This is a genomic window from Bacillus sp. GC_Bacil_1, from assembly GCF_026540675.1.
In the GTDB taxonomy this organism is placed as follows: domain Bacteria; phylum Bacillota; class Bacilli; order Bacillales; family Bacillaceae_G; genus Bacillus_A; species Bacillus_A cereus.
Genome location: NZ_JALNUG010000007.1, coordinates 69,974 through 96,111 on the forward strand (window position 1 = coordinate 69,974; position 26,138 = coordinate 96,111).

Consider the following 26,138-nt stretch of genomic DNA (forward strand, 5'->3'; position numbering starts at 1 on the left):
CTTGTTAGCCCCCCATTTAAATTAGTTCTTCTTTGACATTTTTTCTTTTAAGAAATTATCTACAAAACCATCAGCTTTTGCAATAAATAAGTATGCACCCATTGCTAATAATGCAAGTTCTAATTCGAAACCAGGATTTTTTCCATCTCCCAATAAACCAGCTGACCATTTCACTTTTACGATTGCTCCAACCATAACAAGTGCAAATAATAATCCAATATATCTTACACCTAAACCTAGAATTAATAATAGACCTCCAACTAATTCAAACGTTGCTACACCGTATGCAAGTCCTCCTGGTAAACCAATACTTGTAAACCATCCTGCAATATTGTCAATTCCTGATTGGAATTTTGTTAAACCGTGCATAAAGAATGTTACCCCTAACACGATACGAATAATTAAGTTACCAATATGTTGATTCATTTCATTCTCTCCTTTATAGTTTCCTTATACAAAACTTTTATTTACATTACAAAACATACACTAATTTTTTTTATTCGTCAATTCATTTTCACTGGGAAAAAATATATTTTTTTTGCTATGATACAAATAGTTGTTTACAAAAAGGAGCTTGATTTTATGAATATTGGTTCTGCAATACGTGAAATTCGTCAACGTAGAGGCATAACAATTGCACAAATTTGCGAGGGAACAGGTCTTTCTAAAGGATTTATGAGTCAGGTTGAAAATAATAAAACATCACCATCTATCTCAACTTTAGAAACGATCTCCAATTTTTTAAACGTTCCCCTTCCCTATTTATTGTTAGAGCAAAAAGATCGATTAAAAATTGTCAAAAAAGAAGAACGGAAATACAGTGTATACGGCAAAGATGAGCAAAGAATTGAACATGTTGCGGAGCAAGGGGGCCTTCGCCTATCTTTAGTAGAAATCCCTACTGGATTCCCGAAAGAAAACTCACCAAATGCCCATGAAGGGGAAGAATGTCACCTTGTATTACGCGGAAAACTAGAAGTTCAGCACGGTGAAGATATTGCAATTGTAGAAGAAGGTGATTCTTTCTCATGGAATGCATGCGTTCCTCATATTGTTCGTAATATAGGAGAAGAAACTGCATTATTACTCATCTCGAGTTATGCGGAAAATCGAAAACGTGTTTATTAAATAATAAAAAAAGAAGCCTGTTAAACAGGCTTCTTTTTTATCCCCTTATAATCCCATAACTTGTCCCAACTAGTACAGTCTTTTCATGCTGATTGCGATAAACTGACTCGATTGAAACTTTTTTATAGCCTTCCATTTGCTCAACATTTGTTAAAGTTAGTTCACAAGTGATCGTATCTCCTGTGAAAACTGGTCTAATAAACTCACTTACTAATTCTCTTGCTATGTAATGTAACTCTTCTCCCACTTTCGTCCCAATGCTAGCAGTCAATAAACCATGAACCATTAATCTTCCATTTTCATCGTATTCCACATGGTGTCTACCTTTATCACCGGTAATATTTGCAAATTCAAAAACTTCTTCCTCAGTAAATCTTCTTTCATATTTAAATACATCCCCAGCTTTTACACTCATTTTTATCCCCCTAATAATAAACAGAATTTTCTTTTATTTTATCATAAAACGAGCCTCAATCCATTCTCTATTATCAAAAGTCTCAAAATTACCTCGCTATACTTTTTTACTTTCCATTCATTTATCGGTGACCATCTCTTTTCGCGACTTGGTATCCATAATACGCACATGTTCCATTTCTCGATAGCTCTCTAACTTCAAATCCACAACTTCTATAAAAATCAAAATTGTTCGCTGATGTATGCGCAAACCAATCACCGTGGGGAAGTTTTTGCAGGCAAAGAGCTACAAGCTTCTTACCTAATCCCTTCCCTCTATATTCACACTTCACAACTAAATTTACTATGTTCGCAATCATAATTCCATCAGAAATGACTCTAACCATCGCAACCATCTCTTCCTCATCCCAAATTGTGAAAGCCCATGTTGAATTTTCGAATGCTATCGTAAATTTTTCAATTTGCCAAGAAGGGATATTATCATTACTCCAACCGGCATCTTCAAACAAAGCTTTAATTGCATATGCTGGTACGCTACTCGTTCCCTCACGAATAATAAGTCCATTATGATAAATGTACATGTAACCCCTCCCTTTATTTTCATATACCATTCTTCAAAAAATGCAATTTACCTTTAAAAAAGTAATTTTTTCATCCAACACGCTTAATAGAATAAACTAGAACATCGATTCCATGAAATGACGTTGTTTTCTCATAGCTGAGCCCGGTTTTTCTAGCAACAAATATTGAGGCGGGATGATTCGGATTAATAAGAGAAATTAATTTATTCATTCGTAATGCTTGGAAACCGTAGTCACGAAATGCTGCCGCCGCTTCTTTTGCATACCCTTTTCCCCAATACTGAGGAAGTAACCAATAACCAATTTCAATTTCCTCTTTTCCATCTATCTTCTGCTTTACCAGCCCTGCATGACCAATTCTTGTTCCCGTTTCCTTTTCAATCAATACAAATAAACCGAGACCGTTTTTATAGCTAGGAATCACCCATTCCTCCAGACTTTTTTTACACTGCATATATGTTTTTAACGTCCCATTTCCAATATAACGCATTACCTTCTCGTTCCCCCATAGTGAAGCGTAGAACTGTAAATCATCCATTGTATATTTGCGAATTTGTAAACGTTCTGTATGAAACATGCTGGCACTCCTTTCCACTAATTTTTTCTTCATTTCACGATCACGTTTTGTGTGTATACGAAATGTTACTATTTATTATAAAGTGAAACTTTAATCAGTGGGAAATTTTGTTCATCCCCACTGATTATTAGCCTTCACCAACTAGGCGTTTACGGGCAGTGGATCTCCCGTCTAACTTCTTTGCTTTAGCCGAATTTTTAGGCGGGAGTCTTACTGCCTGGAAAATAGCGGGATAAATGAACCAACGATAAAATACAGAATATTCATTCTTAATAACTAAAAAAAGCAGTAGACAAATATTGTCCACTGCATCCATATCATAACTAGCATAAAGAAAACTACAATTGAGGGGGGTGTAGGATTTTCAAATATACTAGATACTTATCCCGTTCTAACGGGCGGTAAACTTTCCAATTGTTTCAAGTGAAAAGTTTACCGCACATAAGAACTTCCTTCGTTCGTTAAGATAGTATTGCTAAATAATCATATACACGCTTAGATTTCTCTCCACCCATTCGTGCATGTTGAAGAAGAGAAATACCATGAGGACCAGATGCACGCAATGCTTCTGGTTGAGCTACTAAAATAGCTTGTACAACTTCTAATTCACCAAGCATAGCTGCTGCAAAAATATCCATCCGAGCACCCTTTTCTAGTAAATAAAGAACAATATCTTTACGACCTACATGTGCCGATGCGCCTAACGCACTTTCCCAATCTGATCCACCCCAATTATAAGAGGCGTGAAGTAAGCTTGGTGATTCAACCAATAGCTCTTGTACTTTCTCTAAATCCCCGTGAGCTGCCATAACAAATTCTCTTACTAATTCAGTGGTAATACGCTCTTCTGTTTGCATCGCTCTTCTCCCCTTCTAGAAATTCGTTTCGGTGTAAAAAACGGTTTGTCATTTCCTTGAAAAATATCTACATCTATGCCAAATACATGTTGAAACATTTCATGGCATAGTACTTCTTCTGGTATACCATCATACTGAATCTTTCCTCGCTTTAATACGAGTAAACGATCGCTATATTGAGCAGCTTGGTTAATGTCATGTAAAACCATTATAATTGTCATTCCAAACTCCTCATTTAATCGTTTCACAAGTTCCATTACTTCCAACTGGTGAACGATATCTAAAAAGGTTGTTGGTTCATCCAATAATAAGACATTTGTACGTTGCGCTAGCGTCATCGCAATCCAAGCACGTTGCCGTTCCCCTCCTGATAAAGAATGTAAAAGACGATATTCATACCCTTCAAGATTTGTAACAGACAATGCCCAATCAACAATTTCTTCATCTTCTTTATTTAAGCGGCTACTCCATGATTTATGTGGACCTCTTCCGAACTCAATTAGTTCTTTCACTGTCAAATCTAATTGATGATCATGCATTTGTGGTAACATCGCTAATTGCTTCGCTACATCAGCACTCTTCATCATATGAATATTTTTCCCATCTAAAATGATGTCCCCTTCGCTTTGTTTCAGTAGCCTTGCTATTAAACGAAGCAAAGTAGATTTTCCCGATCCATTCGGACCAATTAAACTAACGATTTCTCCAGCCTTAATATGTACATTCATATTTTGCATTTGAAATCTTTCAGAGTGTGCATAAAACACTTTGTTAACGGAAATCACGTTGTTTTCCTCCTCTATGAATTAAATATAAGAAGAAAGGACCACCTAAGAAGGACAGTAAAATACCAACAGGCAATTCGATTGGGTCAAACCAACTTCGAGCTATTGCATCCGCAAAAACAAGTAATACCCCGCCGCCAAGGCATGATAAAGGTAGCAAATATCTATAATCATTTCCAACTAATAAACGTAGCATATGTGGTACGACAAGACCGACAAATCCAATAAGACCAGACACACTTACCGCAATTCCAGCTAATAATGTACTTACTACGATTAAATAAAACCGACTTTTTTCCACATTATGTCCTAATAGTTTTGCCATTTCATCTCCAAGCATTAACACTCGAATATGCTTAATACCAAAGAAAGCTAATATAATGGCGAATATTGCATAATAAATAATCATGTTTAAATGTGCCCAACTTACACCACCAATGCCGCCCGCTAGCCACGGTAACACGGATTGTACTTTGTCACTATGTAATAACATTAAAGCTGACGTTGCTGCACCAATTAATGCATTGATTGACACTCCTACTAAGACAATTCTTGAAGGTGGTGCCCCTTTTTGCCATGATAAAGCATAAATAACCATCGCTGTTATGAAAGCTCCTAAAAACGCCCCTAGTGGTAAAAAAGCTAGATGTTGTGGGAATAAAATCATGATGACAATTGCTACAAGGCCTGCTCCAGATGAAACCCCGATAATACCAGGATCTGCAAGAGGGTTTCTCATAACCCCTTGCAGCAGTGTACCAGATGCAGCTAAACATGTTCCTACTATAAACCCAACGAGAACTCTCGGTATGCGAAGATCCCATACAATTCGATGAACTGTCGAACCTTCATCTTGTATACCTGTTAGAATGTCTCGTACAGAAAAAGATAAACTTCCTGCGAAAAGTCCGTAAAAGAGGCCTAGAATTGTTAATCCAACTAAAGTAACTGCTATTATCCATCTTTTTTTCGCAAAAGGATGTTCCTTTTCTCTTACTACTTCACTACTTTCCATACGTATCATTTCCTTACATCTTGTATACTTTTATACATAAAGTCCATTGCTTCTGTAACTTTTGTCCCAGGATTAGATCCAAATAAATCAGGTGGCAAAATAACTACGCGGTTTTGTTTTACTGCATCTAAATTTTTCCACGCTTCATTTTTCATCATTTCGCCTTCGAATGCTTTTTTCACACTTTTTGGATCTCCGTGTGTAATTAAATAAATGACATCTGGATTCGCCTCAATAATACGTTCTACACTTAGCTGTGCATATTGCGGATATTCTTTCGTTTCTGGAAAATCAGAAGCAATATTTTTCCCGCCTGTTTTTTCTAAAACATCACCTGATAAAGATGTTGGTAATGCCGCTAAATAAGTACCTGGTGCGCCATACACTAGCAATGCTTTCACATCGCTCTTTTTCTCATATTTCTTCATTTGATCATTGATTTTTTGATTAAGTTCTTTTGCTTTATCTTCTTTCTTCATTACCGTTCCATATAATTCAATATTCTTTTGAATATCTTGTACAGAATTCGCAGAAGAAATGATTACTTTCGTTCCCTGTCCTTCAACCGTTGGCACATTCTTTTGGAATCCATTGTTAGCAACAAGTACATCGGGCTTTAAACTAGCAATTTGCTCAAAGTTCGGTTGATGTGCATTCCCGATTACTTTTGCTTTCTTTAACTCCTCTGGAAGAGTTAATTTCGTATCCGGACGACCTACTACTTTTCCACCTAAAGCATGAATAATATCCATGTCTCCCATACTTAATGTTGCAAAACTTTCTGGTACTTTATCGAATGTTACCTTTCTCCCTGACAGGTCGGTAATTTCGATTTTTTCTTTTCCTTTTTCTGTTTTGGTTGCAGACGCTTTTTCGTCCTCTTTGGCACTGCAACCTATTAACAAGAAAAAAATAGATAAAAACGCTGTAAATAGCGTAATAGATTTTTTCATTCCTTCACCTCTAATTGATAATGATAATCATTAACTACTATTCTACTTTAATTGATAAGGATTATCATTGTCAACATGAAACGCATACATTTTTCTACAAAAAACAAAAAGCGCGACAAAAAGATTCTTTCTTTTCGCCGTGCTCTAGTTAACAATATTATTCACATTCATTTTCCTCTAACTGGTCACGCATCACTTTCACACGCTGAAAGAAAAAGAACGATAAACTTAAAAATATAACGATGCTCCCCATCATAACAAAAAATTGGATTGTCTCTTTTGCTCCATCCGGAATCAACAAGCCAACCATTAACAATGTACTTACAGCGAGAAGAATTTGTCCGAACCTAGTATAATCTTCTATTTTCCTTTGTAATTCTTTCATTATATTCTCACTCCTCCATTTCACTTTATCATATTCTATGAAACTGAAAGACCAGTAAATACAGCCATTCTGGGAGATGTTTTCCAACAAAAAAAGAGCCGCTTTACTGCGGCTCTTTTTTAATCATTATTCACCTTTATATGCTTCCATATAAATTTCTTTCAGCTCTGAAATAAGCGGTAACTTTGGATTAGCAGTTGTACATTGATCTTCAAAAGCTCTTTCTGCTAATACTCCAACAACCTCTTCAAATTGCTCTTTATCTACCCCTTGTCCGGCAATACTCATATTAATATTTAAGCTTTTTCCAAGCTCAATAATTGCTTTGACGAGTGATTCCACACCTTCTGCTACTGAGCTTGCTGGAAGCCCGAGCATTCTCGCAATATGTGCATAGCGTTCATCTGCTACAAAGTGCTCATATTTTGGGAACAATGCGTGTTTTCTTGGCTTAATAGCATTATAGCGGACTACATGCGGCATAAGAATTGCATTTGCACGTCCGTGCGGAATATGGAATTCTGGACCAATTTTATGTGCTAAGCTGTGATTAATACCTAGAAAAGCATTTGCAAATGCCATCCCTGCAATTGCAGAAGCGTTATGCATTTTTTCCCGTGCTTCTTCATCATTTCCATCTTTATATGCTCTCGGTAAATATTTGAATACGAGATCAATAGCTTTTAATGCTAATCCATCTGTATAGTCATTTGCCATAACAGACACATACGCCTCAATTGCATGTGTTAAAACATCCATACCAGTATCTGCTGTTACATGTGGTGGTACTGTCATTACAAATTGCGGATCAACAATTGCTACATCTGGTGTTAATTCATAATCTGCGAGCGGATACTTTATATTATTTTTCTTATCTGTAATAACCGCAAATGGTGTCACTTCTGATCCTGTTCCTGATGTTGTTGGAATCGCAACAAACTGCGCCTTATTTCCTAATTCCGGATATTTACATGTACGTTTTCTTATATCTAAAAACTTCTGTTTAATGCCATAGAATGTCGTTTCTGGATGCTCATAGAATAACCACATTCCTTTTGCTGCATCCATAGCTGAACCACCACCAAGTGCGATAATTACATCTGGCTTAAAGCTTCTCATCATTTCCGCACCTTTAAAGACAGTTTCATCTGATGGATCTGGTTCGACCTCAAAGAAAACTTCAATTTTCACATCATTTGCATGCTTGTTTAAATAGTGCGTGACTGTATCCACATAGCCATGTTCAACCATTCCAGGATCCGTTACAATAAATGCACGTGAAATGTTAGGCATATTTGCTAAATACGCTGTAGCATGTTTTTCAAAATAAATTTTTGGCGGCAATTTGAACCACTGCATATTCTTTTTTCTATTTGCCAGCCTTTTTATATTTAATAAATGAGTCGCTGTTACATTTTGGGAAACTGAATTTTTTCCGTAAGAACCACAACCAAGTGTAAGTGATGGAATAAATCCGTTATATATATCCCCTATTCCACCTTGTGATGAAGGTGCATTTACAATGAGACGGCAAGCTTTCATACGTAATCCAAATTGCTTTTGCACTTCTTTATTTGTAGAATGAATAACTGCTGAATGTCCTAAACCACCGAGGTTCAACATTTCTTCGCAATATGTAAATCCTTTTTCTAATGAATTCGCCTTCACACAGGCTAATACTGGGCTCAGTTTCTCACGAGATAACGGGTATGCTGCTCCGATACCTTGAATTTCAGCTACAAGCATTTTTGTATGTTCAGGAACAGTAATCCCAACTAATTCGGCAATATACTGTGCTGATTTTCCTACAATATCACTATTTACTGCACATGTATTTTCATTTATAACGAGCTTTTCTAATTTTTTTCTTTCTTCTTCTGTTACAAAGTAACAATTGTTTTCGATCATTTCTGTTTTAACATCATCATAGATTTCTTTATCGACAATGATTGCTTGTTCCGATGCACAAATCATACCGTTATCAAATGTTTTCGATAAAATTAAATCATTAACAGCTCGTTTTACATGTGCTGATTTTTCTATATAACACGGTACATTACCAGGACCTACACCTAGTGCTGGTTTTCCAGTAGAGTAAGCTGATTTCACCATACCAGCGCCTCCAGTTGCTAGAACGAGTGCCACACCCTCATGGTTCATTAATTGTTTTGTCGCTTCGACAGACGGTCTTTCAATCCATTGAATACAATGTTTTGGTGCACCAGCTTTCATTGCTGCATCATATACGGTTTTCGCTGCTGCCACCGAACAATTTTGTGCAGAAGGATGAAATGCGAAAATAATTGGATTTCTCGTTTTTATCGCAATCAAAGCTTTAAACATTGTTGTCGACGTTGGATTCGTTACTGGTGTTACCCCAGCTACTACACCGACAGGTTCTGCAATTTCTATTATTTCTTCATGAGGATCTTCGTGAATAATTCCTACCGTTTTATCTTGCTTTATACTATGCCAAATATATTCAGTGGCAAAAATATTTTTAATGCATTTGTCTTCATAGACACCACGGCCTGTTTCTTCAACAGCCAATTTTGCAAGTGGCATATGTTGATCAACACCTGCTAATGCCATTTCATGAACAATGTTGTCAATCTGCTCTTGTGTAAAACTTTCTAATGCTTGTAAAGCTTGTTGACCGTTATTTACTAACGTATCAATCATCTCTTTTACCTCTTGCATTTCATTTACAACTTTCTCTTTGACTACCATGTAAATTTCCTCCTATTCTGTTATCACGGTCTTTATAAGTCCCTACAGGTCATAATAAGTCCCGATTAGCGAAAAAAAATAGAGTTACCGTCCTACATGAATCCCATCGTTTGTGAAATATTTCACAAGTTTACTCGTGAATAACATTTCATGAATTCAATATACATGAAATCATTTCATTTGTGTATGTCTAATTTGTGAAATGTTTCACAAATTAACATAATAAAAAATGCACTGCTCCACATTAGCAGTGCATTTTTTATTACGCTAGCGCTTGTGCTAAATCTTCAATTAAATCTTCACCATCTTCAATACCGACAGAAATACGAATTAATGTATCTGTAATTCCTAATTCTTTACGGCGATCTGCTGGGATTGATGCATGTGTCATTTGAGATGGGATAGAAATTAAACTTTCTACTGCTCCTAAGCTTTCAGCAAGTGTAAAGTATTGCAGTTTCTCAAGTACTTTATTTAATGTTTCTTCACTATCTACATCAAACGAAATAATAGCACCAAATCCATTTGCTTGTTCTGTTGCTAATTGGTGGTTTTGATGTGATTCAAGACCTGGGTAATATACTTTATTTACTTTTGGATGATTATTTAAGAATTCAGCAATAGCGCGTGAATTCGTTTCATGTTCTTCCATACGAATTCCTAATGTTTTTAAACCGCGAAGTAGTAAGAAGCTATCTTGTGGTCCAAGAATACCTCCTGTTGAGTTTTGTACAAAGTGAAGGTCTTCTGCTAGTTGTGGGCTATTTACCACTACTAGACCTGCAACTACGTCACTATGACCTCCTAAATATTTCGTTGCACTATGAAGTACAATGTCTGCTCCTAAAGAAATCGGCGACTGCCAATATGGCGTCATGAATGTATTATCAATAATTGTTAATAAATCTTTCTCTTTAGCAAGAGTAGATATTTTCTTAATATCAGTAATTTTTAGTAATGGGTTCGTTGGTGTTTCCACATAGATCGCTTTCGTATTTGGACGAATTGCTTCTACAACTTCCTCTAAGTTTGTTGTGTCTACAAATGTATGTTCAATACCGAAGCGGTTTAATACTTTCGTAATAACACGATACGTTCCACCATAAACATCATCTGTTAAAATAACGTGGTCACCTTTTGAGAACAACATAATTGTCGCTGTAATAGCAGCCATTCCAGAACCGAATGCAAATCCAGCATGACCATTTTCTAATACAGCAATCATTTCTTCTAAAGCTGCACGTGTTGGGTTACCTGTACGTGAATATTCATATCCTTGATGCTTACCAACCGCTTCTTGTTTGTACGTACTTGTTTGATAGATCGGTACGTTTACAGATCCAGTTGAAGGTTCTCCTATGCGAATACCATGAATTAACTTTGTCTTTGCTCTCATTTTTTATTCCCATCCTTTGTATATGTCTTTACTTAAATAGCGCTCACTACTATCAGGAAAAATGGTTACAATATTTGTACCTGGTGCTGCCTTCTCTGCCTCAAGTAAGCTCGCATGAAATGCTGCTCCTGAAGAGCTCCCAACGAGAAGTCCTTCTTTTTGCGCTAATTCTTTCACTCGTAAAAATGCATTTCGATCAGAAATCGTATGAATTTCATCAAAATAAGATGTCTTCAAAAATGGCGGGATAAATTCCAGTCCAATTCCTTCGGTCTCATGTGAACCAGCCTTACCACCATTTAAAATAGATCCTTCTGGCTCTACGATAACTGTTTTAATATCTATATTTTTTTCTTTCAAATAAGATGCAGTCCCCATAAACGTACCGCCAGTTCCTGCTCCAGCAACAAATATGTTAATCTCTCCATTCAGTGCATCCCAAAGTTCAGGACCTAGTGTTTTGAAATAAGCACGCGGGTTTGCTTCATTCGCAAACTGACTTGGAGAGTATGAATTCGGTATTTCATTTACTAATTCTTTTGCTTTTGCAATTGCACCGGTCATTCCTTGCTCAGTCGGTGTATGCACGACCGTTGCACCTAGTGCTTTCATTAATTCTTGTTTTTCAATACTAAATTTCTCTGGTACACAAACGATAACACGTAAATCATGTTCTAATGCTGCAAGTGCCAGTCCAATACCAGTATTCCCAGCAGTCGGTTCAATAATTGTTCCACCTTGGGTAACAAGCCCTTTTTCTAGCGCATCTTCGATTAATTCTCTTCCTAAACGATCCTTAACGCTTCCGCCTGGGTTATAAAATTCAAGCTTTGCAAATAAGCGGACCCCTTTCGGAAGTGAAAAACGAGTAATTTCTACAATTGGTGTATGACCAATTAACTCATGAACTCCACGATATACATTCATCGTGTTCTCCCCCTTGTTTGCCAATAAAGAAAAGGCAACTGTATGTATTTTCTTTATATGAGACAGTTGCCTTTTTGTTACATTACTTTAACTCTTCTAACACTTTTACGATAAAGTTTGTAGAATGAAGAGCTGCTTGATCTAAAAACTGATCAAATGAAACATTTGATTCTTTACCAGCAATATCAGAAAGTGCGCGAATGATAACAAACGGAACTTCATATTGGTGGCATACTTGTGCGACAGCTGCTGCTTCCATTTCTACCGCATAAAGATTTTCAAATTTATCACGGATGGCTGCAACGCGGTTCGGATCACTCATAAATGAATCGCCTGTTGCAATCATGCCTTTTACAACTTGAATATTTTCTTCAGTTTGCATACATTTCTCAGCTAATGCAACTAACGCCTCATCAGCTTTAAATCCAGGCGGCATTCCTGGTACTTGACCATATTCATAGTTAAATGCTGTTACATCTACGTCATGGTGACGAACTTCAGTGGAAATAACTACATCACCAACGTTTAGAGAATGATGGAATCCACCAGCTGAACCAGTATTAATTACTTTTTCAGGCTTATATTTTTCTAATAAAATTGTCGTTGACATCGCTGCATTTACTTTACCAATACCAGACTTTAACAAGATTACTTCATGTCCTGCTAATAGCCCTTTCGTAAATTCACAACCTGCAACCGTTTCTGTTTCTGCTTGTTCTAATTTGTCACGTAAAATACGTACTTCTTCTTCCATTGCTCCAATTACAGCAATTCTCAATCTAATCCCTCTTTCTATTGCTTAGTTGCCTCCATTACCCAAACGAAATGATTTAATCTCGTAAACGTTACATGGAAGCCATTGTTTTCAAAAATAGTCTGCATAACTGGAATACGTGTATAGTATTCCGTTTGCAAATCGTTTGCTAACTGGTGAAAACCTCTTTGTTTTGCTGTTTCAACAGTTTTATCATATGCATCTTGATCTGCAAATATCGTATCAGAAAACACTATTTTACCACCTTTGTTTAGCAATTGACTATACTTCGCAACCGCTACATTTTTTTCATCATCTGTTAAATGATGAAATGCATAGGTGCTTACAATGGTATCAATTGAATTTGGGACTTCAAACGAAAGAAAATCACCTTCTGTAATCGAAAATTCTTTTGGCAATTTCTCTTTTGCAATCATACGCATTTCACGCGACGGTTCTATACCGTAAACTGTGCGGCCAGCAAGTAATAATTTATTTGTTAAATTACCTGTACCGACACCAAATTCTAATACATTACCAAATGACTTGTTAACTACATCCTCTAGAATATCCTCATAATGGGCGAAAACTTCTTTATATTGTATATCTTCGCCTTGTACGAATGAGTCGTACGTATGAGCCCACTCATCAAATAAACCATTAAATTCTGTGCCCATAAAAATTCCCCTTTTTCTTATCGGTTTTATCAGTATGATATTCCCTCTTTCTAAAAATGTCAATTGAAATGTACATGGTATTTCCTTCTTTTCTTTGTTACACTATAGTTGATTACATAGGAGAGGGGCCGTCTTCATGTCATTTACCTTTGAAATGTTAGAAGATAAAGTAGAATTTTTTGAAGCGGGAGACTTAGCTTCTTTAGAACGAAAAATTAGTGAACAAATCGATAATAATAAAGCACTTATGCTTGAAGTTCATCACATCTCACATCAAATGGTTATGGATCCTGAAAGCAAAAGACCGTATTATAGCGCGGTTGTTCATTTTAAATTAAAGAAATTGCGTTAACTAAAAAAGAGAAGCTCCTAAGGAGCTTCTCTTTTTTAGTTTAGAGTTTGAACAAGTACTGGTTTCCAGCCCTCATTGTCTACCCAATCAATATTTACGTAATATCTTTTTCCACTTTGCTTATCTTGAACGTCACCATAAGCTTTACTCTTTCCAGTTTTGTCTCTTCCAACAAAATGGAATACTAATTGCTCCTTCGGTACTTCAATACCTGCAGCAATTGCACTTTGCATCTCATTCCAATCTGATGACCCCTGTTTAAACGTCATCGCTGGTGATGAACCTTGTTCTGTTCCTACAGCTTTCCAAGAAGGTTTTGTATAAGCCTCTTTTGCCTTGGATACAGTTTTTTCAGCTGATACTTTCTCGTTAGCTTTCGCTTCTTCTTCAGCTTTTTTCTTTTCTTCCTCAGCCTTTAACTTCTCTTCTTCAGCTTTTTGCTTAGCTTCTGCTTGCTCTTTTTCTTTTTCTTTTTTCTTAGCAGATTCTTTATCTTCTGATTTTCCAGCTTTCTCATTCTTTGTTGTTTGTTGAGAGACTTTCTTATCAGTAGAAGATGCTTGCTCTTTCGTACTAGGAACGAACAATTGATATGCTACAATAGCTACTAATAGTAATACAATAGCGATTGCAATATTTAAAACACCGTTTTGACGACGTTTTTGTTGTTTCTGTTGGAATCTTGATCCTCCTGCCATTCTCCAAACCTCCATGCAGTTTTTCCTAATTGCTATTGTAACATTAAATCTAGAAAGGTTGAACATTTACAATGATATTTTCATGAAATGAAAACAATTCACTATAAATTGCAAGATTACTTTTCATTCTCCAATTGATAGATTGCTCCTACCATATCTTTAAAAATAGGTGTTACTTTATTCACTTTGTTATCAGTCTCTAGATCAACAACAACTAAAGCATATCTTGGATTCTCATACGGAAAATAACCTGCAAACCAGCGATTCACCCTCGTCCCTTTCCCTGTTTGCGCTGTCCCGGATTTTCCAGCGACACTGAGCGGTAACGAGCGGAATGCCGTTCCTGTTCCTTTCTCCCTTGTTACAACGCCTCTTAATAACTCTTGTAATGTTTTCACTGTTTCATACGAAAGCTGTTTTCCATGTAACGTATGGTTCTCAAATGTAAAAAAATCCGCTCCATTTTTATATACTATTTTTTCAACAGCTTTCACTTCCATCTTTTCTCCATTCCTCGCAATCGTCGCCATCATATTAGCAATTGCTAGAGGTGATATACGTACATCTTTCTGTCCAATCGCTGTTTGCTCTACCGCTTTTTTACTATTTTTGTTTTCTTCATTCCCCCAAATAGTAGTGCCTTTTTCTTCTGGCATTTGCTCGAAATGAGGTGTATGAAATACAGAACCTTTCCATCCGACCTTTTCATTTGCTCCTAAAGCTGCTACGTATGTTTCTAGCACCGTCCTATCCTTTTGTAATAGCTCGTTACCTAACTCGGAAAATGTCCTGTTACAGCTCCTAGCAAAGCTCTCTTTGAAGTTAAGTGTACCCATCATAACTTGTGGGTCGTTTTCACCATATAAATCTTTATTACAATTAAATGTCCGATTAAACAAATTTACTTTTTGATCAATGACTGCAGCTGCAACTACTGTTTTAAAAACAGAGCCTGGAAAATGCGGCGTTAACATTTGATTTTCAAGTGTAGTCTTATATAAATTCTTATCTCTTACTTGTAAAGACGGCTTACTGACCATCGCTAATATTTCATTTGTCTTTACATCAAGTAATACTAATCCCCCCTTCTTTATTTCATTTGCTTCAATCACTTCTTCTGCTTTTTGCTGCAACCCTTTATGTAAAGTAGTTTGAATCCTAACTGGGTAAAATGGATTTCCTGGTGAAGTATATTTCGCTTGCTTTCCGAAAATTGGTTCTCCTTGCCGATCTACTTGATACAATACTTTTGCCTCTCCATCAGTCAATAAAAATTCATCAAAAGATTGCTGTAATCCTGAAATACCTATCGGCGTTTGTTTTGAAATTTTTTTCACTTCTCCATATCGCTTTTGAAATTCTCTTTCGTTCTCCCCTACATCACCAATTAAATGATTTATCTCCCCAGTTTGTTTTAATCGCACTTCAGCTGCTACAATACCTAATACATGTAATTGATTCACCTTCTCCATCTGCTCTCGTGTCACTCGAAATGGAGCAGTTTCCCCTTGCAGTATAAATGCATTTTTTTTATTTTTCATTTGTCTTCTGATCTCTTGTCTCGACACACCAATGATATGCGCGATTTTCTCTAACATGTCATTTTTTATTTGTAAAAATGGAAAAACAATTAAAACAGGATACTTTTCCTCACCTATTTCTTTACCACTACGATCTATAAACTGCCCACGTCCATCGTCTACTGCAATGGATTGCGTACGTTGCGTAACACTTTTTTCAATTAAATTTATTTTGCGATCAGTAAATGATTCTGTATCTATAATTTGGATTTGAATTAAACGACAAAGCAATAAAAACATAATGCCCATAAAACAAATTAAAACAATTGTAATTCTCCGTTTTATTTTCATAAAAAAACACCTCGTCTATTATAGTTTGGACGGAGTGTTTCATCTTTTATACAAATAAAAAAATCACTCGTTTTTACACGAGTGATTTTTTTATTATTTTACAGAGACAATCTCTACTTGCATTTCTCCGCCTGGTGTTTGGATTGTTACTTTCTCACCAATTTGCTTACCTAATAAGCTTTTTGCGATTGGAGAATCGTTAGAAATTCTTCCTTCAAATGGATCAGCTTCCGCACTACCTACGATTGTGTACGCTTCTTCATCTCCATTTGGTAATTCTTTAAATGTTACTGTTTTACCTAATGTAACAACAGTAGATACTTCGCCATTATCTTTAATGATAACTGCGTTACGAATCATATTTTCTAATTGTGTAATACGTCCTTCTACGAACGCTTGCTCATCTTTTGCTGCATCGTACTCAGAGTTCTCAGAAAGGTCCCCGAAGCTACGTGCGATTTTAATACGTTCCACTACTTCTTTACGTCTTACTGTTTTTAATTGCTCAAGTTCGTTCTCTAGTTTTTGCTTACCCTCTTGCGTCATAGGGTATGTTTTTTCTGTTGACATATTTTCCACTCCTTTTATATACCAATCCCCCGAAAAAAAGAGGAGTTCCATATGAAAACTCCTCCGCTTCCATTGTTAGCGGAGGTTTCTAGTACCCTTGCACTAGCGGAGTTGTCACATACAACCCCGTATTTCCAATTCTTCTTTATATAAAGAAGATATGTATGGAAAGTTGATATAAATATGCCCTCACCTATATATAGATGAGGTTGCATGTTTCATTGTATTCGATGGGAAGGGAAAAAATCCCTTCCTACCGTATATCTTTTACTATGCTATTACAAATTTACTTTTTGTTCAAGAATTGTTGCAATTTTTGTCACCATAATATCAATTGCAACATGGTTTTGTCCACCTTCAGGGATAATAATATCCGCAAACTTCTTAGAAGGCTCAATAAATTGATTGTGCATTGGACGTACAACAGTTACGTACTGATCAATAACTGAATCCATCGTACGACCGCGCTCTTTAATATCACGCTGCATGCGGCGCAGAATACGAAGGTCAGCATCTGTATCAACAAATAACTTAATGTCCATCAACTCACAAAGACGTGGGTCTTCTAAAATAAGAATTCCTTCTAAAATAATTACATCTTTCGGCTCAACTGGAATAATTTCTTCTGAACGCGTATGCAATGTATAGTCATATACAGGCTTATCAATTTGCTCATATGCAAGCAACTGCTGCAAATGTTCAATTAACAGATCATTATCAAACGCAAGCGGATGATCATAATTTGTTTTTAAACGCTCTTCCATTGGTAAATGGCTTTGATCTTTGTAATAATAATCTTGCTCCAAGATTAAAATGGAATGACCTTTAAAATGGTCAAAAATCGCTTTCGTTACACTTGTTTTTCCTGATCCTGAACCACCAGCGATTCCAATTACAACAGGCTTATTCGTCCCCATTCGACTACCACTCTTTCTTATTGAAGTATGCTTTTGCGCATCATATTATTCACATACACTGGTTGATCCACTTTGAATTTCACGATTTGCAACGGATGTCTCGCTGCATCTAATTCGTTTCCATCCTCATCCCAAATTTTCTCCACCGTCTGCGTAAAGTTTTCTATTTCTGGTCCAAAGAACTCCACTTCATGTCCTGGTTTGAAATGATTACGTTGCTCAAGCGTTACGATGCCCGTTTCTTCATTATAATCTAACACTAAACCAGCAAAATCATACGTTGTTTTCTTACTATGATTTCCAAACATTTGCTCTTGATGTCCTGGAACCCCTTCAAAGAATGCAGGAGCTGTATCACGATTTGCACATTTATCAAGCTCATCTAACCATTCTTGTTTAAACTCAAAGTTATCCGGATCCGCACAATAAGCATCAATTACTTTACGATATACAGTTGCTACAGTCGCTACGTAATGGATTGATTTCATACGTCCTTCTACCTTTAAACTATCGATTCCAATTTCAATCATTTTCGGAATTGATAAAATTAAATTTAAATCTTTTGGACTCATCGCAAAGTGAGCATCTTCTTCTTGGAATAGAGGAAGCTCTTTTGCATCTTTATGTTGTGATACTGTTTGAACTAAATCATAATCCCAGCGGCAAGATTGGCAACAACCGCCACGATTAGAGTCACGCGCTGTCATATGGTTACTTAGTGTACATCTTCCTGAATATGCGATACACATTGCACCATGGACGAATGCTTCAATTTCAATATCCACTTTGTCTTTAATTTCTTTCATTTCTTCATAGCTTGCTTCACGAGCTAATACAAGACGATGTAAACCTTCTTCTTTCCAATACTGTGCTGCTTTCCAGTTGGATAGTGATTGCTGTGTGCTTAAATGCACCTCAACAGAAGGCGCTACACGTTTACACGTCTCAATGATAAGCGGATCAGCAACGATAATTCCCGTTACGCCAGCTTTTTCAATCCCTTTTAAATATTCCTCTAGCCCGTCCATATTTTCATTATGTGCGAAAATATTTGTTGTTACATATATTTTCGCTCCATATTTCTTTGCAAATTCAACGCCTTCTGCCATATCTTCCAGCGTAAAGTTACCTGCATTCGAACGAAGACCAAATTCTTGTCCACCTAAATATACAGCATCTGCCCCATAATGGATAGCTACTTTTAATTTTTCTAAGTTACCCGCAGGGATTAACAGTTCAGGTTTCTTCACAATAACGCGCTTGCCATCGATCACTCGTGAAATTTCTTGTACAGTCATTTCCTACACCCTCCTCGTTTAGTAAACCGTTTCTTTAAAGAAGAATCCTGTGTCTAACGGACGATTTACTGGTTGCATTTCTTCTATTTCTTTATATAGAGCATCTTTCACGTCATAATACGCATCACGATCTTCTACGCATAAATCAATTGCTTGACGATATTTCTTCGTTACTTCAATAATGTATTCAGAACTTTTTAGTACACCATCGATTTTTAAGCTGTCAACTTCAGCTTTGATTAGTTCCTCTAATTCATCGATGAAACAAATATCGTTCGGACTCATAATATGAGTACCATTTTCATCTTCATAGATTGGATATTTATTATTACGCTCTGGGTCATATAAGAACATATTCTCTTCATATTTTTTCTTTTCAACGTCAAGATTACGTCCTTGATACTCAAAGTAGTTTCCTACTAATGAACGCTTCGATTGGAACATACAAGTCATACCGTGAATTTGTACTTCTAGTTCCACTTCAGCATTTTCTTTTAAATCAACAATTTCATCTAAGCTCAGCTCACGAGCTAATACAGCACGCTTCGCTCCTCTTTGGCCCCAGTAATTACAAGTGAACCAATTCGTTGCTGTCGTTTCTGTATTCCAGTGCAACTGCATATTTGGCGCTACTTCGCGAACAGCCATTAATACTGCTGGATCTCCGAAAACAATTGCATCTACATTTACTTCATTTAAAAATGAAACGTAATCTGTTAATTCTTCTACTTTATCGTTGTGGAACATAGCGTTCATTGCTACGTATACTTTCACACCATTTTCATGCGCAATCTTCACAGTTTGTTTTACATCTTCACGTGAAAACTCCCCTGCTAAACGTAAACCAAACTTTTGCTCACCGATCATTACCGCATCTGCTCCTGCTTTCGCAAGAAGTTCGATATCCGCCACCGCTCTTGGCGTTACTAACAATTCAGGTTTCTTCATACCTTGGTCACCCTCTCTTTTTACTAACAGCTACTCCATCACCAATTGGGAAAATCGTTGTATCATATCCTTCATGGTTCATAAGCCACTCATTGTACGTCTTAATACGACGGATTAAACCACGTGTACGTCTGTTTTCAATCTTCTCTTTTGTCGTTACAAGACCATGGTACATAACATTATCTGAAATAATTACGCCACCAGGATTTAATAACGGTTCATATAAGTCAAAAAAGCGACGATACTGTCCTTTTGCTGCATCAATAAAAATAACGTCAAATGTCCCGTGTTCTTTTACTTGTTCACCTGTCTCTAACGCATCACCGTAAATAACTGAAATACGATCTGTTACTGGGGAACGTTCTATATATTCAAGTGCTTTTTCATATCGCTCACGATTGCGCTCAACTGTCACAATACGTGAATTTGGAATAGCTTGCATCATACGAATACTAGAATAACCGATTGCTGTTCCAAGTTCTAAAATGCTTTTCGGTCCAATTAAACGTAAAAATTGCAGCATAAATTCCATTCCAAGTCGATCCATAATCGGCACATGATTTTCTGTTGCATATTCTTCCATTTCAAGAATTAATTTATCTTTCGGATCAATAAATGATAATAGGTACTCGTTAACTGCATCCTCCATAAATGGTCCTCCTTATTTACATGGAGAAGTGCCTCTATGACGTCTTTTCCCACATAGAATGCAATAAAAATACAAGCCAGCTTTACCCTTAGCTTGTACGTCCCGTTTTGATATTAAAAACGATTCTTCTGCCAGTTTTTAACCCGATATATTTTACCACAAAAAAGAGGGATGTGCGACTTTTTTCGCTATCCCTCCCCATTTCACTGTTTTTTCGTAATGTATTTTTGCTTTAATGCATTATGCTCTTCTAATGTTTTCGCATAGTACACTTCACCACTTGGTGCAGCTAAGAAATAATAATAATCTGTTTGCGCAGGTTCTAACGCAGCTTCCACTGAATGTTTACCAGAGTTTGCGATCGGCCCTACCGGCAATCCCTTTACAACATACGTATTGTACGGTGAGTTGACCTTTAAGTCTTCGTATAATACACGTTGTTTATGCTTTCCAAGTGCATATAATACCGTTGGATCCGTTTGAAGCGGCATACCTTTTGCTAAACGATTATAAAAGACACTAGCGATCTTTTGACGATCTGTAAAACCAGTTGCCTCTTCTTCAATAAGTGAAGATAATGTTAAAAGCTGATGAACATCCCAGTTCTTCGCTTTCATTTTCGCCTCATTTTGAACAATGATTGCATTTGTTTTCTCAAGCATCGGAATTACAATTTCTTCTAACGTTGTATCTTTCTTATAAAACGAATACGTTGCAGGATATAAATAACCTTCTAATGGGTATTTAATATTACTATCAAAGATTTTATCCGTTAATAACTTCGGATACTTTTGCTGCATTTTTTGAATAAATGCTTTATCGTTTAATTGATGCGTAACATCATCTTTATTCCACTTTAGTTCTGTCGCAATCGTTTCTGCAATTTCAGTTACTTGCGCCCCTTCTTTAATCGTCACTTTATAAAGAGCTGGACGATGCACGTTGCCAGATGACATTTGTTCGATCACATCTTCAGCATTCATTGAAGGGTTTAATAAATATGTACCTGCTTGTAAACTTTTCGATTTAGCCTTTGTATAAAAACTAAAAACTGTACCGTTTTTTACAGCGCCTTTTTCTTCTAAAATTTCTCCAATTTTACTTGTAGATGATCCTTTCGGAATTTCTACTTCAATCTCTTTTTTATTCCCGCTATCAACTGGTCCTAATGCGGATGAAATATACGCATAGACTGAACCACAAACTAAAAGCAGTGCAATAATCGAAAATAAAAAGATGCGTCTACGCTTCTTTTTCACTTGATTCTCTATCAAAACATTTCCTCCTTACTTAATTGTAGACCGTATGTACACCTTTCTATACAGCACGATGTAAAAACGCAACAAATTCACTTATCTTTTTTTAATAGACACTTTATTTTTCTACAATCCGTCTCATTATACTACAAAGACTTACACAGTTTCGACAAAAAATCTTTCATTTTACATATAAATACAAAAAAAGATGGACTGTATGTCGTCCATCTTTTCAGTACTTATTATTCAGCTTCTTGCTCATCAGCAAGAGTGTTGAACATTTCTTGTACCATTTCCCACTCTTCTTCAGATTCGATTGGAAGTAAGCTTCCGCCCTCTTCTTCATTTTGCTCATAAGCCATTGCATCATAAATTGGGTCTCCATCTTCGTCTACTTCACCGATTGGAGAGAAGACTACATATGATTTTTTACCAAATTTTTCAGCATCAAAAGTGAAAATAATTTCACATAAATGTTCGTTACCTTTTTCGTCTACAATTGTAATTTGATTTTCTTCCATTTTGGTCACCTCTTATTTACTATCTAAAAATCCTTGTAAGATTACGACTGCAGCCATCTTATCGATTACTTGTTTTCGCTTCTTACGACTTACATCAGCTGAAATGAGTAGACGTTCCGCTGCCATCGTTGACAAACGCTCGTCCCACATTACAACGTCTAATTGTAACAGCTCTCGTAGGTTTTCTGCAAATTGTTGGCACGCTTCACCACGTGGGCCAATTGTACCATTCATATTTTTAGGTAAACCTACTACTATTTTATCCACATTGTACTGCTTTACTAACTCAGAAATACGATCAAAACCAAAGTGACCTCGTTCTTCGTTAATCTTAATTGTTTCTAATCCTTGTGCTGTCCAGCCCATTTCGTCGCTAATTGCAACTCCGACTGTTTTTGTACCTACATCTAAACCTAATATCCGCATAAACTACTCCTCACGATGATGTTTCAAGTAAGACTTCACAAGCTCTTCAATAATCTCATCACGTTCAAGCTTGCGAACGATGCTACGTGCATCTTTATGGCGAGGTATGTATGCTGGGTCTCCACTTAATAAATAACCGACGATTTGGTTAATCGGATTATAGCCTTTTTCTTGAAGTGCATCATACACAGTTAAAAGTACATCATTTACATGGACACTCTGTTTTTCATCTTGAATGCTAAACTTCATTGTTTTATCAAAACCGTCCATTTCAAGCACCTCACTTATATAGTAAGTATAGGGAGAAGAACTTCTCCTCTCCCTACCATTGTACACTACTATCTCTTTATTTTGAAACAGATTTAACGTACTCTTGTACAAATGCTAAAGCTTCTTCGACTTGAGCTGGGTTTTTACCGCCTGCTTGTGCCATATCAGGACGGCCACCACCGCCACCGCCGCAACGAGAAGCTACTTCTTTCACAAGTTTACCAGCATGGTAACCTTGGCCAATTAAGTCTTTCGTTACACCTGCTAGGATATTTACTTTATCGTCATTAACAGACACTAATACAACAACTGCCGACTCTAATTTATTTTTTAGATCATCCATCATCGTACGTAAGTTGTTCATATCTGCGACATTTACTTTCGCTGCTAATACATTCACACCATCAACTGTCATTACAGAATCAGTTAAGTTTCCAGCTTCGATATTGCTTAATTTCGCAGCAAGAGATTCGTTTTCTTTTTGCAGTTGTTTTACTTCGGCAAATAGACCATCAACTCTTGTTAAAATATCTTTCGGATTTGTTTTCATTTTTCCTGCTGCTTCTTTTAATAAACCTACTTGATCGTTCATTAATTCGTATGCAGACTTACCAGTTACTGCTTCAATACGACGAGTTCCTGCACCGATACCAGACTCAGCAACGATTTTGAAAATACCGATAGAAGCTGTATTATCAACGTGACAACCACCACAAAGCTCTAAGCTGTAATCGCCAACTTGTACAACGCGTACAACATCACCGTATTTTTCACCGAATAATGCCATTGCGCCCATTTCTTTCGCTTCTTCGATTGCTTTTTGAGAAATCTCAACATCAATACTTTCCCAAATTTTCTCGTTTACCATACGCTCAATTTTTTCTAATTCGTCAGCTTGTACTTGACCGAAGTGAGAGAAGTCAAAGCGTAAACGTTCAGAAGTTACAAGAGAACCTGCTTGGTTAACGTGTGTTCCAAGTACATCTTTTAATGCTTGGTGTAGTAAGTGAGTTGCTGTATGATTTTTCACAACGCTACTACGGTTTTTCGTATCGATAATAGCTTTCACAGCCGCATCTTTCGTTAATGTACCTTCTTCAACAACAACTTTGTGTAAGTTTTGACCATTTGGTGCTTTTTGCACGTCTTTTACAAGAACTTTCACGCCATCAGCAAGAAGGTAACCACGGTCTGCAATTTGTCCACCGCTCTCAGCATAGAATGGTGTTACATCAAGCATTAATTGTCCTTCTTCACCAGCTTGTAAGCTATCTGTGTATTCGCCGTTTTTCACAAGTGCAACAACGTTACTTTCTGTTGCAACTGTACCGTAACCAACGAACTCACTCGCTACTTTAACTTCTCCAAGTACACCGCCTTGAACTTGCATTGAGTCAACGTCTTGACGAGCAGCACGTGCACGCTCACGTTGTTTTTCCATTTCATTTTCGAAGCCTTCTTGGTCAACTGTCATACCAGCTTCTTCTGCATATTCTTCTGTTAATTCGATTGGGAAACCGTATGTGTCATATAGACGGAACGCATCTACTCCAGAAATAACAGTTGTTTTTTCTTCTTTTGCTTTTGTAATAACTTCAGCTAAAATTGCTTCACCATCATGAAGTGTTTCATGGAAACGCTCTTCTTCGTTTTTCACAACTTTCGCAATGAAATCTTTCTTTTCAAGTACTTCTGGATAGAAGTCTTTCATTACTTCTCCAACAACCGGTACTAATTCAAACATGAATGGACGGTTAATGTTTAATTTCTTCGAATAACGAACAGCGCGGCGTAATAAACGACGTAATACATAACCACGGCCTTCGTTAGAAGGAAGAGCACCGTCACCAACAGCAAATGTTACTGTACGGATATGGTCAGCAATTACTTTAAACGCCATATCTTTTTCTAAATCGCCATTACGATATTTCTCACCAGAAATTGATTCTGTTGCACCAATCATCGGCATGAATAGATCTGTATCAAAGTTCGTAGGCACATCTTGAACGATAGATGTCATACGTTCTAGACCCATCCCTGTATCAATGTTTTTCTTAGGAAGTGGTGTATATGAACCATCTGGATTATGATTAAATTGAGAGAATACAAGGTTCCATACTTCTAAGTAACGCTCGTTTTCTCCACCTGGATATAATTCTGGGTCACTAAAGTCATTACCGTAAGCTTCTCCGCGGTCATAGAAAATCTCTGTATTCGGTCCACTTGGTCCTTCACCGATATCCCAGAAGTTTTCTTCTAAGCGGATAATACGCTCTTTTGGAACGCCCATTTTCTCATTCCAAATTGTGAATGCTTCTTCATCTTCTGGATGGATTGTAACTGATAGTAATTCTTTATCGAATCCGATCCATTTGTCGCTCGTTAAGAATTCCCAAGCCCATGTAATTGCTTCTTCTTTGAAGTAATCACCAATTGAGAAGTTTCCTAACATTTCAAAGAATGTATGGTGACGAGCTGTTTTCCCTACGTTTTCAATATCGTTTGTACGAATTGATTTTTGAGCATTTGTAATACGTGGATTTTGTGGGATTACACGTCCATCAAAATATTTTTTTAATGTTGCTACACCACTATTAATCCATAGAAGAGATGGATCTTCATGCGGAACTAGTGATGCACTAGGTTCTACTGCATGTCCTTTTTCTTGGAAAAAGTCTAAAAACATTTGACGAATTTGTGCGCCTGTTAGTTGTTTCATTGTATTTTCCTCCTTAAATATAAAAAACTCCCGTCCCTATAAAAGGGACGAGAGTTAACTCGCGATACCACCCTAATTATGAATTGATTACAATAACAATCAATTCATCACCTCATGGTGCCGTAACGTGGCAAGACGGCAGTGATTAGCTGCTCTCAGGATTAGCTTTCTGTTACCCTTCATTTAAAGCTTCTTTCAGCCATATGGAAGCTTCTCTCTATAAATGGACTGTAACGTACTTGTTCCGTCATTGATTTAATGTATTATATGACTAAATATAATAGAATTCTCTTAAGTTTGTCAATGTAGATAATCATTTATATTGTATTAATCGCTTATTAATCATAGGTATTCTACTATTCATTCTTAACAGCCTTTTCATATATTATGCGTTTATTAATAAATTGGAATCTCCTTACAATAATTATTTATAAAAATTTCTAAATATTACTTTTTTTCTATAA

General features: G+C 36.6%; 28 protein-coding genes and 1 other annotated feature. Of the genes, 2 read left to right on the forward strand and 26 right to left on the reverse strand.

The genetic code is table 11. The annotated features are described in order from the left end of the window. Positions 1-21 precede the first annotated feature (21 nt). Positions 22-426, reverse strand: coding sequence for a DoxX family protein (locus OXT04_RS12845; protein WP_097821484.1), 405 nt, complete (start codon positions 424-426; stop codon positions 22-24). A gap of 156 nt (positions 427-582) precedes the next feature. On the opposite strand from OXT04_RS12845, the gene OXT04_RS12850 reads away from it, so the two are divergent. Next, on the forward strand, positions 583-1,128 hold the full coding sequence (locus tag OXT04_RS12850; RefSeq protein ID WP_001020693.1) for a helix-turn-helix domain-containing protein: 546 nt from the start codon (positions 583-585) through the stop codon (positions 1,126-1,128). A 37-nt stretch (positions 1,129-1,165) separates the two neighbouring features. Here OXT04_RS12850 and OXT04_RS12855 read toward each other — a convergent pair whose 3' ends face one another. From OXT04_RS12855 to OXT04_RS12915, 13 genes are all read right to left on the reverse strand, one after another. Next, positions 1,166-1,543 carry a hotdog family protein gene (locus tag OXT04_RS12855; RefSeq protein ID WP_000111564.1) on the reverse strand — a complete coding sequence of 126 codons (378 nt, stop codon included), beginning with the start codon at positions 1,541-1,543 and terminating at the stop codon, positions 1,166-1,168. A gap of 121 nt (positions 1,544-1,664) precedes the next feature. Further along, positions 1,665-2,123 (reverse strand): GNAT family N-acetyltransferase, encoded by a 459-nt coding sequence (locus OXT04_RS12860; protein ID WP_000276127.1) that lies wholly within the window; start codon positions 2,121-2,123, stop codon positions 1,665-1,667. A 70-nt stretch (positions 2,124-2,193) separates the two neighbouring features. Beyond that, positions 2,194-2,733: a GNAT family N-acetyltransferase gene (locus tag OXT04_RS12865; RefSeq protein WP_002024815.1), complete on the reverse strand. Its 540-nt coding sequence runs from the start codon at positions 2,731-2,733 to the stop codon at positions 2,194-2,196. A gap of 428 nt (positions 2,734-3,161) precedes the next feature. Next, entirely contained in the window at positions 3,162-3,557 is a 396-nt protein-coding gene (locus OXT04_RS12870) for an ankyrin repeat domain-containing protein (protein ID WP_001192767.1), read from the reverse strand. Continuing rightward, positions 3,524-4,342 (reverse strand): ABC transporter ATP-binding protein, encoded by an 819-nt coding sequence (locus OXT04_RS12875; protein WP_000626528.1) that lies wholly within the window; start codon positions 4,340-4,342, stop codon positions 3,524-3,526. Before OXT04_RS12875 ends, OXT04_RS12870 begins: the two co-directional genes overlap by 34 nt. After that, positions 4,329-5,357, reverse strand: a complete 1,029-nt coding sequence (locus tag OXT04_RS12880) for a FecCD family ABC transporter permease (RefSeq protein WP_267415145.1) — start codon at positions 5,355-5,357, stop codon at positions 4,329-4,331. Before OXT04_RS12880 ends, OXT04_RS12875 begins: the two co-directional genes overlap by 14 nt. Before the next feature lie 5 nt (positions 5,358-5,362). Further along, positions 5,363-6,310, reverse strand: coding sequence for an ABC transporter substrate-binding protein (locus OXT04_RS12885; protein ID WP_000748441.1), 948 nt, complete (start codon positions 6,308-6,310; stop codon positions 5,363-5,365). Positions 6,311-6,467: 157 nt separating this feature from the next. Further along, complete coding sequence (locus OXT04_RS12890) at positions 6,468-6,695, reverse strand: YrhC family protein (protein ID WP_267415148.1); 228 nt, start codon at positions 6,693-6,695, stop codon at positions 6,468-6,470. A 126-nt stretch (positions 6,696-6,821) separates the two neighbouring features. After that, complete coding sequence (gene adhE / locus OXT04_RS12895; protein WP_000260463.1) at positions 6,822-9,425, reverse strand: bifunctional acetaldehyde-CoA/alcohol dehydrogenase; 2,604 nt, start codon at positions 9,423-9,425, stop codon at positions 6,822-6,824. 262 nt (positions 9,426-9,687) lie between these two features. Continuing rightward, positions 9,688-10,821: a bifunctional cystathionine gamma-lyase/homocysteine desulfhydrase gene (locus OXT04_RS12900; protein WP_267415151.1), complete on the reverse strand. Its 1,134-nt coding sequence runs from the start codon at positions 10,819-10,821 to the stop codon at positions 9,688-9,690. A 3-nt stretch (positions 10,822-10,824) separates the two neighbouring features. Further along, positions 10,825-11,748 (reverse strand): O-acetylserine dependent cystathionine beta-synthase, encoded by a 924-nt coding sequence (locus OXT04_RS12905; RefSeq protein WP_001103877.1) that lies wholly within the window; start codon positions 11,746-11,748, stop codon positions 10,825-10,827. Between the two features lie 82 nt (positions 11,749-11,830). Next, positions 11,831-12,526 (reverse strand): 5'-methylthioadenosine/S-adenosylhomocysteine nucleosidase, encoded by a 696-nt coding sequence (gene mtnN, locus OXT04_RS12910; protein WP_001217027.1) that lies wholly within the window; start codon positions 12,524-12,526, stop codon positions 11,831-11,833. A gap of 14 nt (positions 12,527-12,540) precedes the next feature. Beyond that, complete coding sequence (locus OXT04_RS12915) at positions 12,541-13,179, reverse strand: class I SAM-dependent DNA methyltransferase (protein ID WP_267415160.1); 639 nt, start codon at positions 13,177-13,179, stop codon at positions 12,541-12,543. 136 nt (positions 13,180-13,315) lie between these two features. On the opposite strand from OXT04_RS12915, the gene OXT04_RS12920 reads away from it, so the two are divergent. Continuing rightward, entirely contained in the window at positions 13,316-13,531 is a 216-nt protein-coding gene (locus tag OXT04_RS12920; protein WP_000010984.1) for a YrzA family protein, read from the forward strand. Positions 13,532-13,566: 35 nt separating this feature from the next. Here OXT04_RS12920 and OXT04_RS12925 read toward each other — a convergent pair whose 3' ends face one another. From OXT04_RS12925 to alaS, 12 genes are all read right to left on the reverse strand, one after another. Next, positions 13,567-14,229, reverse strand: coding sequence for a YrrS family protein (locus tag OXT04_RS12925; protein WP_000897094.1), 663 nt, complete (start codon positions 14,227-14,229; stop codon positions 13,567-13,569). A 116-nt stretch (positions 14,230-14,345) separates the two neighbouring features. Further along, positions 14,346-16,100 (reverse strand): peptidoglycan D,D-transpeptidase FtsI family protein, encoded by a 1,755-nt coding sequence (locus OXT04_RS12930; RefSeq protein ID WP_000695142.1) that lies wholly within the window; start codon positions 16,098-16,100, stop codon positions 14,346-14,348. Between the two features lie 93 nt (positions 16,101-16,193). Beyond that, the gene (greA, locus tag OXT04_RS12935) at positions 16,194-16,670 is read right to left on the reverse strand and encodes a transcription elongation factor GreA (protein ID WP_014894880.1); all 477 of its coding nucleotides are present in this window, start codon (positions 16,668-16,670) and stop codon (positions 16,194-16,196) included. A gap of 278 nt (positions 16,671-16,948) precedes the next feature. Further along, a complete protein-coding gene (udk, locus tag OXT04_RS12940; RefSeq protein WP_000537080.1) occupies positions 16,949-17,587 on the reverse strand; it encodes a uridine kinase in 639 nt (212 codons plus the stop codon). A gap of 17 nt (positions 17,588-17,604) precedes the next feature. Further along, complete coding sequence (locus OXT04_RS12945; protein WP_000217961.1) at positions 17,605-18,885, reverse strand: peptidase U32 family protein; 1,281 nt, start codon at positions 18,883-18,885, stop codon at positions 17,605-17,607. 18 nt (positions 18,886-18,903) lie between these two features. Continuing rightward, positions 18,904-19,833 (reverse strand): peptidase U32 family protein, encoded by a 930-nt coding sequence (locus OXT04_RS12950; protein WP_267415166.1) that lies wholly within the window; start codon positions 19,831-19,833, stop codon positions 18,904-18,906. 7 nt (positions 19,834-19,840) lie between these two features. Further along, positions 19,841-20,482: an O-methyltransferase gene (locus OXT04_RS12955; protein ID WP_000389102.1), complete on the reverse strand. Its 642-nt coding sequence runs from the start codon at positions 20,480-20,482 to the stop codon at positions 19,841-19,843. Between the two features lie 203 nt (positions 20,483-20,685). Beyond that, entirely contained in the window at positions 20,686-21,756 is a 1,071-nt protein-coding gene (mltG, locus tag OXT04_RS12960) for an endolytic transglycosylase MltG (RefSeq protein WP_025117783.1), read from the reverse strand. Between the two features lie 224 nt (positions 21,757-21,980). Then, positions 21,981-22,259 (reverse strand): DUF1292 domain-containing protein, encoded by a 279-nt coding sequence (locus tag OXT04_RS12965; RefSeq protein WP_000392245.1) that lies wholly within the window; start codon positions 22,257-22,259, stop codon positions 21,981-21,983. Between the two features lie 12 nt (positions 22,260-22,271). Further along, entirely contained in the window at positions 22,272-22,685 is a 414-nt protein-coding gene (gene ruvX, locus OXT04_RS12970) for a Holliday junction resolvase RuvX (RefSeq protein WP_001221193.1), read from the reverse strand. A 3-nt stretch (positions 22,686-22,688) separates the two neighbouring features. Further along, positions 22,689-22,955 (reverse strand): IreB family regulatory phosphoprotein, encoded by a 267-nt coding sequence (locus OXT04_RS12975; protein WP_000348591.1) that lies wholly within the window; start codon positions 22,953-22,955, stop codon positions 22,689-22,691. A 76-nt stretch (positions 22,956-23,031) separates the two neighbouring features. Next, positions 23,032-25,674, reverse strand: coding sequence for an alanine--tRNA ligase (gene alaS, locus OXT04_RS12980; protein WP_071713644.1), 2,643 nt, complete (start codon positions 25,672-25,674; stop codon positions 23,032-23,034). A 40-nt stretch (positions 25,675-25,714) separates the two neighbouring features. After that, positions 25,715-25,934 (reverse strand) — a binding site (T-box leader). Positions 25,935-26,138 lie beyond the last annotated feature (204 nt).

Bases quoted from the DNA above. Each gene is read 5' to 3' on its own strand.
- OXT04_RS12845 (WP_097821484.1), bottom strand. From the start codon at position 426: ATGAATCAACATATTGGTAACTTAATTATTCGTATCGTGTTAGGGGTA.
- OXT04_RS12850 (WP_001020693.1), top strand. From the start codon at position 583: ATGAATATTGGTTCTGCAATACGTGAAATTCGTCAACGTAGAGGCATA.
- OXT04_RS12855 (WP_000111564.1), bottom strand. From the start codon at position 1,543: ATGAGTGTAAAAGCTGGGGATGTATTTAAATATGAAAGAAGATTTACT.
- OXT04_RS12860 (WP_000276127.1), bottom strand. From the start codon at position 2,123: ATGTACATTTATCATAATGGACTTATTATTCGTGAGGGAACGAGTAGC.
- OXT04_RS12865 (WP_002024815.1), bottom strand. From the start codon at position 2,733: ATGAAGAAAAAATTAGTGGAAAGGAGTGCCAGCATGTTTCATACAGAA.
- OXT04_RS12870 (WP_001192767.1), bottom strand. From the start codon at position 3,557: ATGCAAACAGAAGAGCGTATTACCACTGAATTAGTAAGAGAATTTGTT.
- OXT04_RS12880 (WP_267415145.1), bottom strand. From the start codon at position 5,357: ATGGAAAGTAGTGAAGTAGTAAGAGAAAAGGAACATCCTTTTGCGAAA.
- OXT04_RS12885 (WP_000748441.1), bottom strand. From the start codon at position 6,310: ATGAAAAAATCTATTACGCTATTTACAGCGTTTTTATCTATTTTTTTC.
- OXT04_RS12890 (WP_267415148.1), bottom strand. From the start codon at position 6,695: ATGAAAGAATTACAAAGGAAAATAGAAGATTATACTAGGTTCGGACAA.
- adhE (WP_000260463.1), bottom strand. From the start codon at position 9,425: ATGGTAGTCAAAGAGAAAGTTGTAAATGAAATGCAAGAGGTAAAAGAG.
- OXT04_RS12900 (WP_267415151.1), bottom strand. From the start codon at position 10,821: ATGAGAGCAAAGACAAAGTTAATTCATGGTATTCGCATAGGAGAACCT.
- OXT04_RS12905 (WP_001103877.1), bottom strand. From the start codon at position 11,748: ATGAATGTATATCGTGGAGTTCATGAGTTAATTGGTCATACACCAATT.
- OXT04_RS12915 (WP_267415160.1), bottom strand. From the start codon at position 13,179: ATGGGCACAGAATTTAATGGTTTATTTGATGAGTGGGCTCATACGTAC.
- OXT04_RS12920 (WP_000010984.1), top strand. From the start codon at position 13,316: ATGTCATTTACCTTTGAAATGTTAGAAGATAAAGTAGAATTTTTTGAA.
- OXT04_RS12925 (WP_000897094.1), bottom strand. From the start codon at position 14,229: ATGGCAGGAGGATCAAGATTCCAACAGAAACAACAAAAACGTCGTCAA.
- OXT04_RS12930 (WP_000695142.1), bottom strand. From the start codon at position 16,100: ATGAAAATAAAACGGAGAATTACAATTGTTTTAATTTGTTTTATGGGC.
- greA (WP_014894880.1), bottom strand. From the start codon at position 16,670: ATGTCAACAGAAAAAACATACCCTATGACGCAAGAGGGTAAGCAAAAA.
- udk (WP_000537080.1), bottom strand. From the start codon at position 17,587: ATGGGGACGAATAAGCCTGTTGTAATTGGAATCGCTGGTGGTTCAGGA.
- OXT04_RS12945 (WP_000217961.1), bottom strand. From the start codon at position 18,885: ATGACTGTACAAGAAATTTCACGAGTGATCGATGGCAAGCGCGTTATT.
- OXT04_RS12950 (WP_267415166.1), bottom strand. From the start codon at position 19,833: ATGAAGAAACCTGAATTGTTAGTAACGCCAAGAGCGGTGGCGGATATC.
- OXT04_RS12955 (WP_000389102.1), bottom strand. From the start codon at position 20,482: ATGGAGGATGCAGTTAACGAGTACCTATTATCATTTATTGATCCGAAA.
- OXT04_RS12965 (WP_000392245.1), bottom strand. From the start codon at position 22,259: ATGGAAGAAAATCAAATTACAATTGTAGACGAAAAAGGTAACGAACAT.
- ruvX (WP_001221193.1), bottom strand. From the start codon at position 22,685: ATGCGGATATTAGGTTTAGATGTAGGTACAAAAACAGTCGGAGTTGCA.
- OXT04_RS12975 (WP_000348591.1), bottom strand. From the start codon at position 22,955: ATGGACGGTTTTGATAAAACAATGAAGTTTAGCATTCAAGATGAAAAA.
- alaS (WP_071713644.1), bottom strand. From the start codon at position 25,674: ATGAAACAACTAACAGGCGCACAAATTCGTCAAATGTTTTTAGACTTT.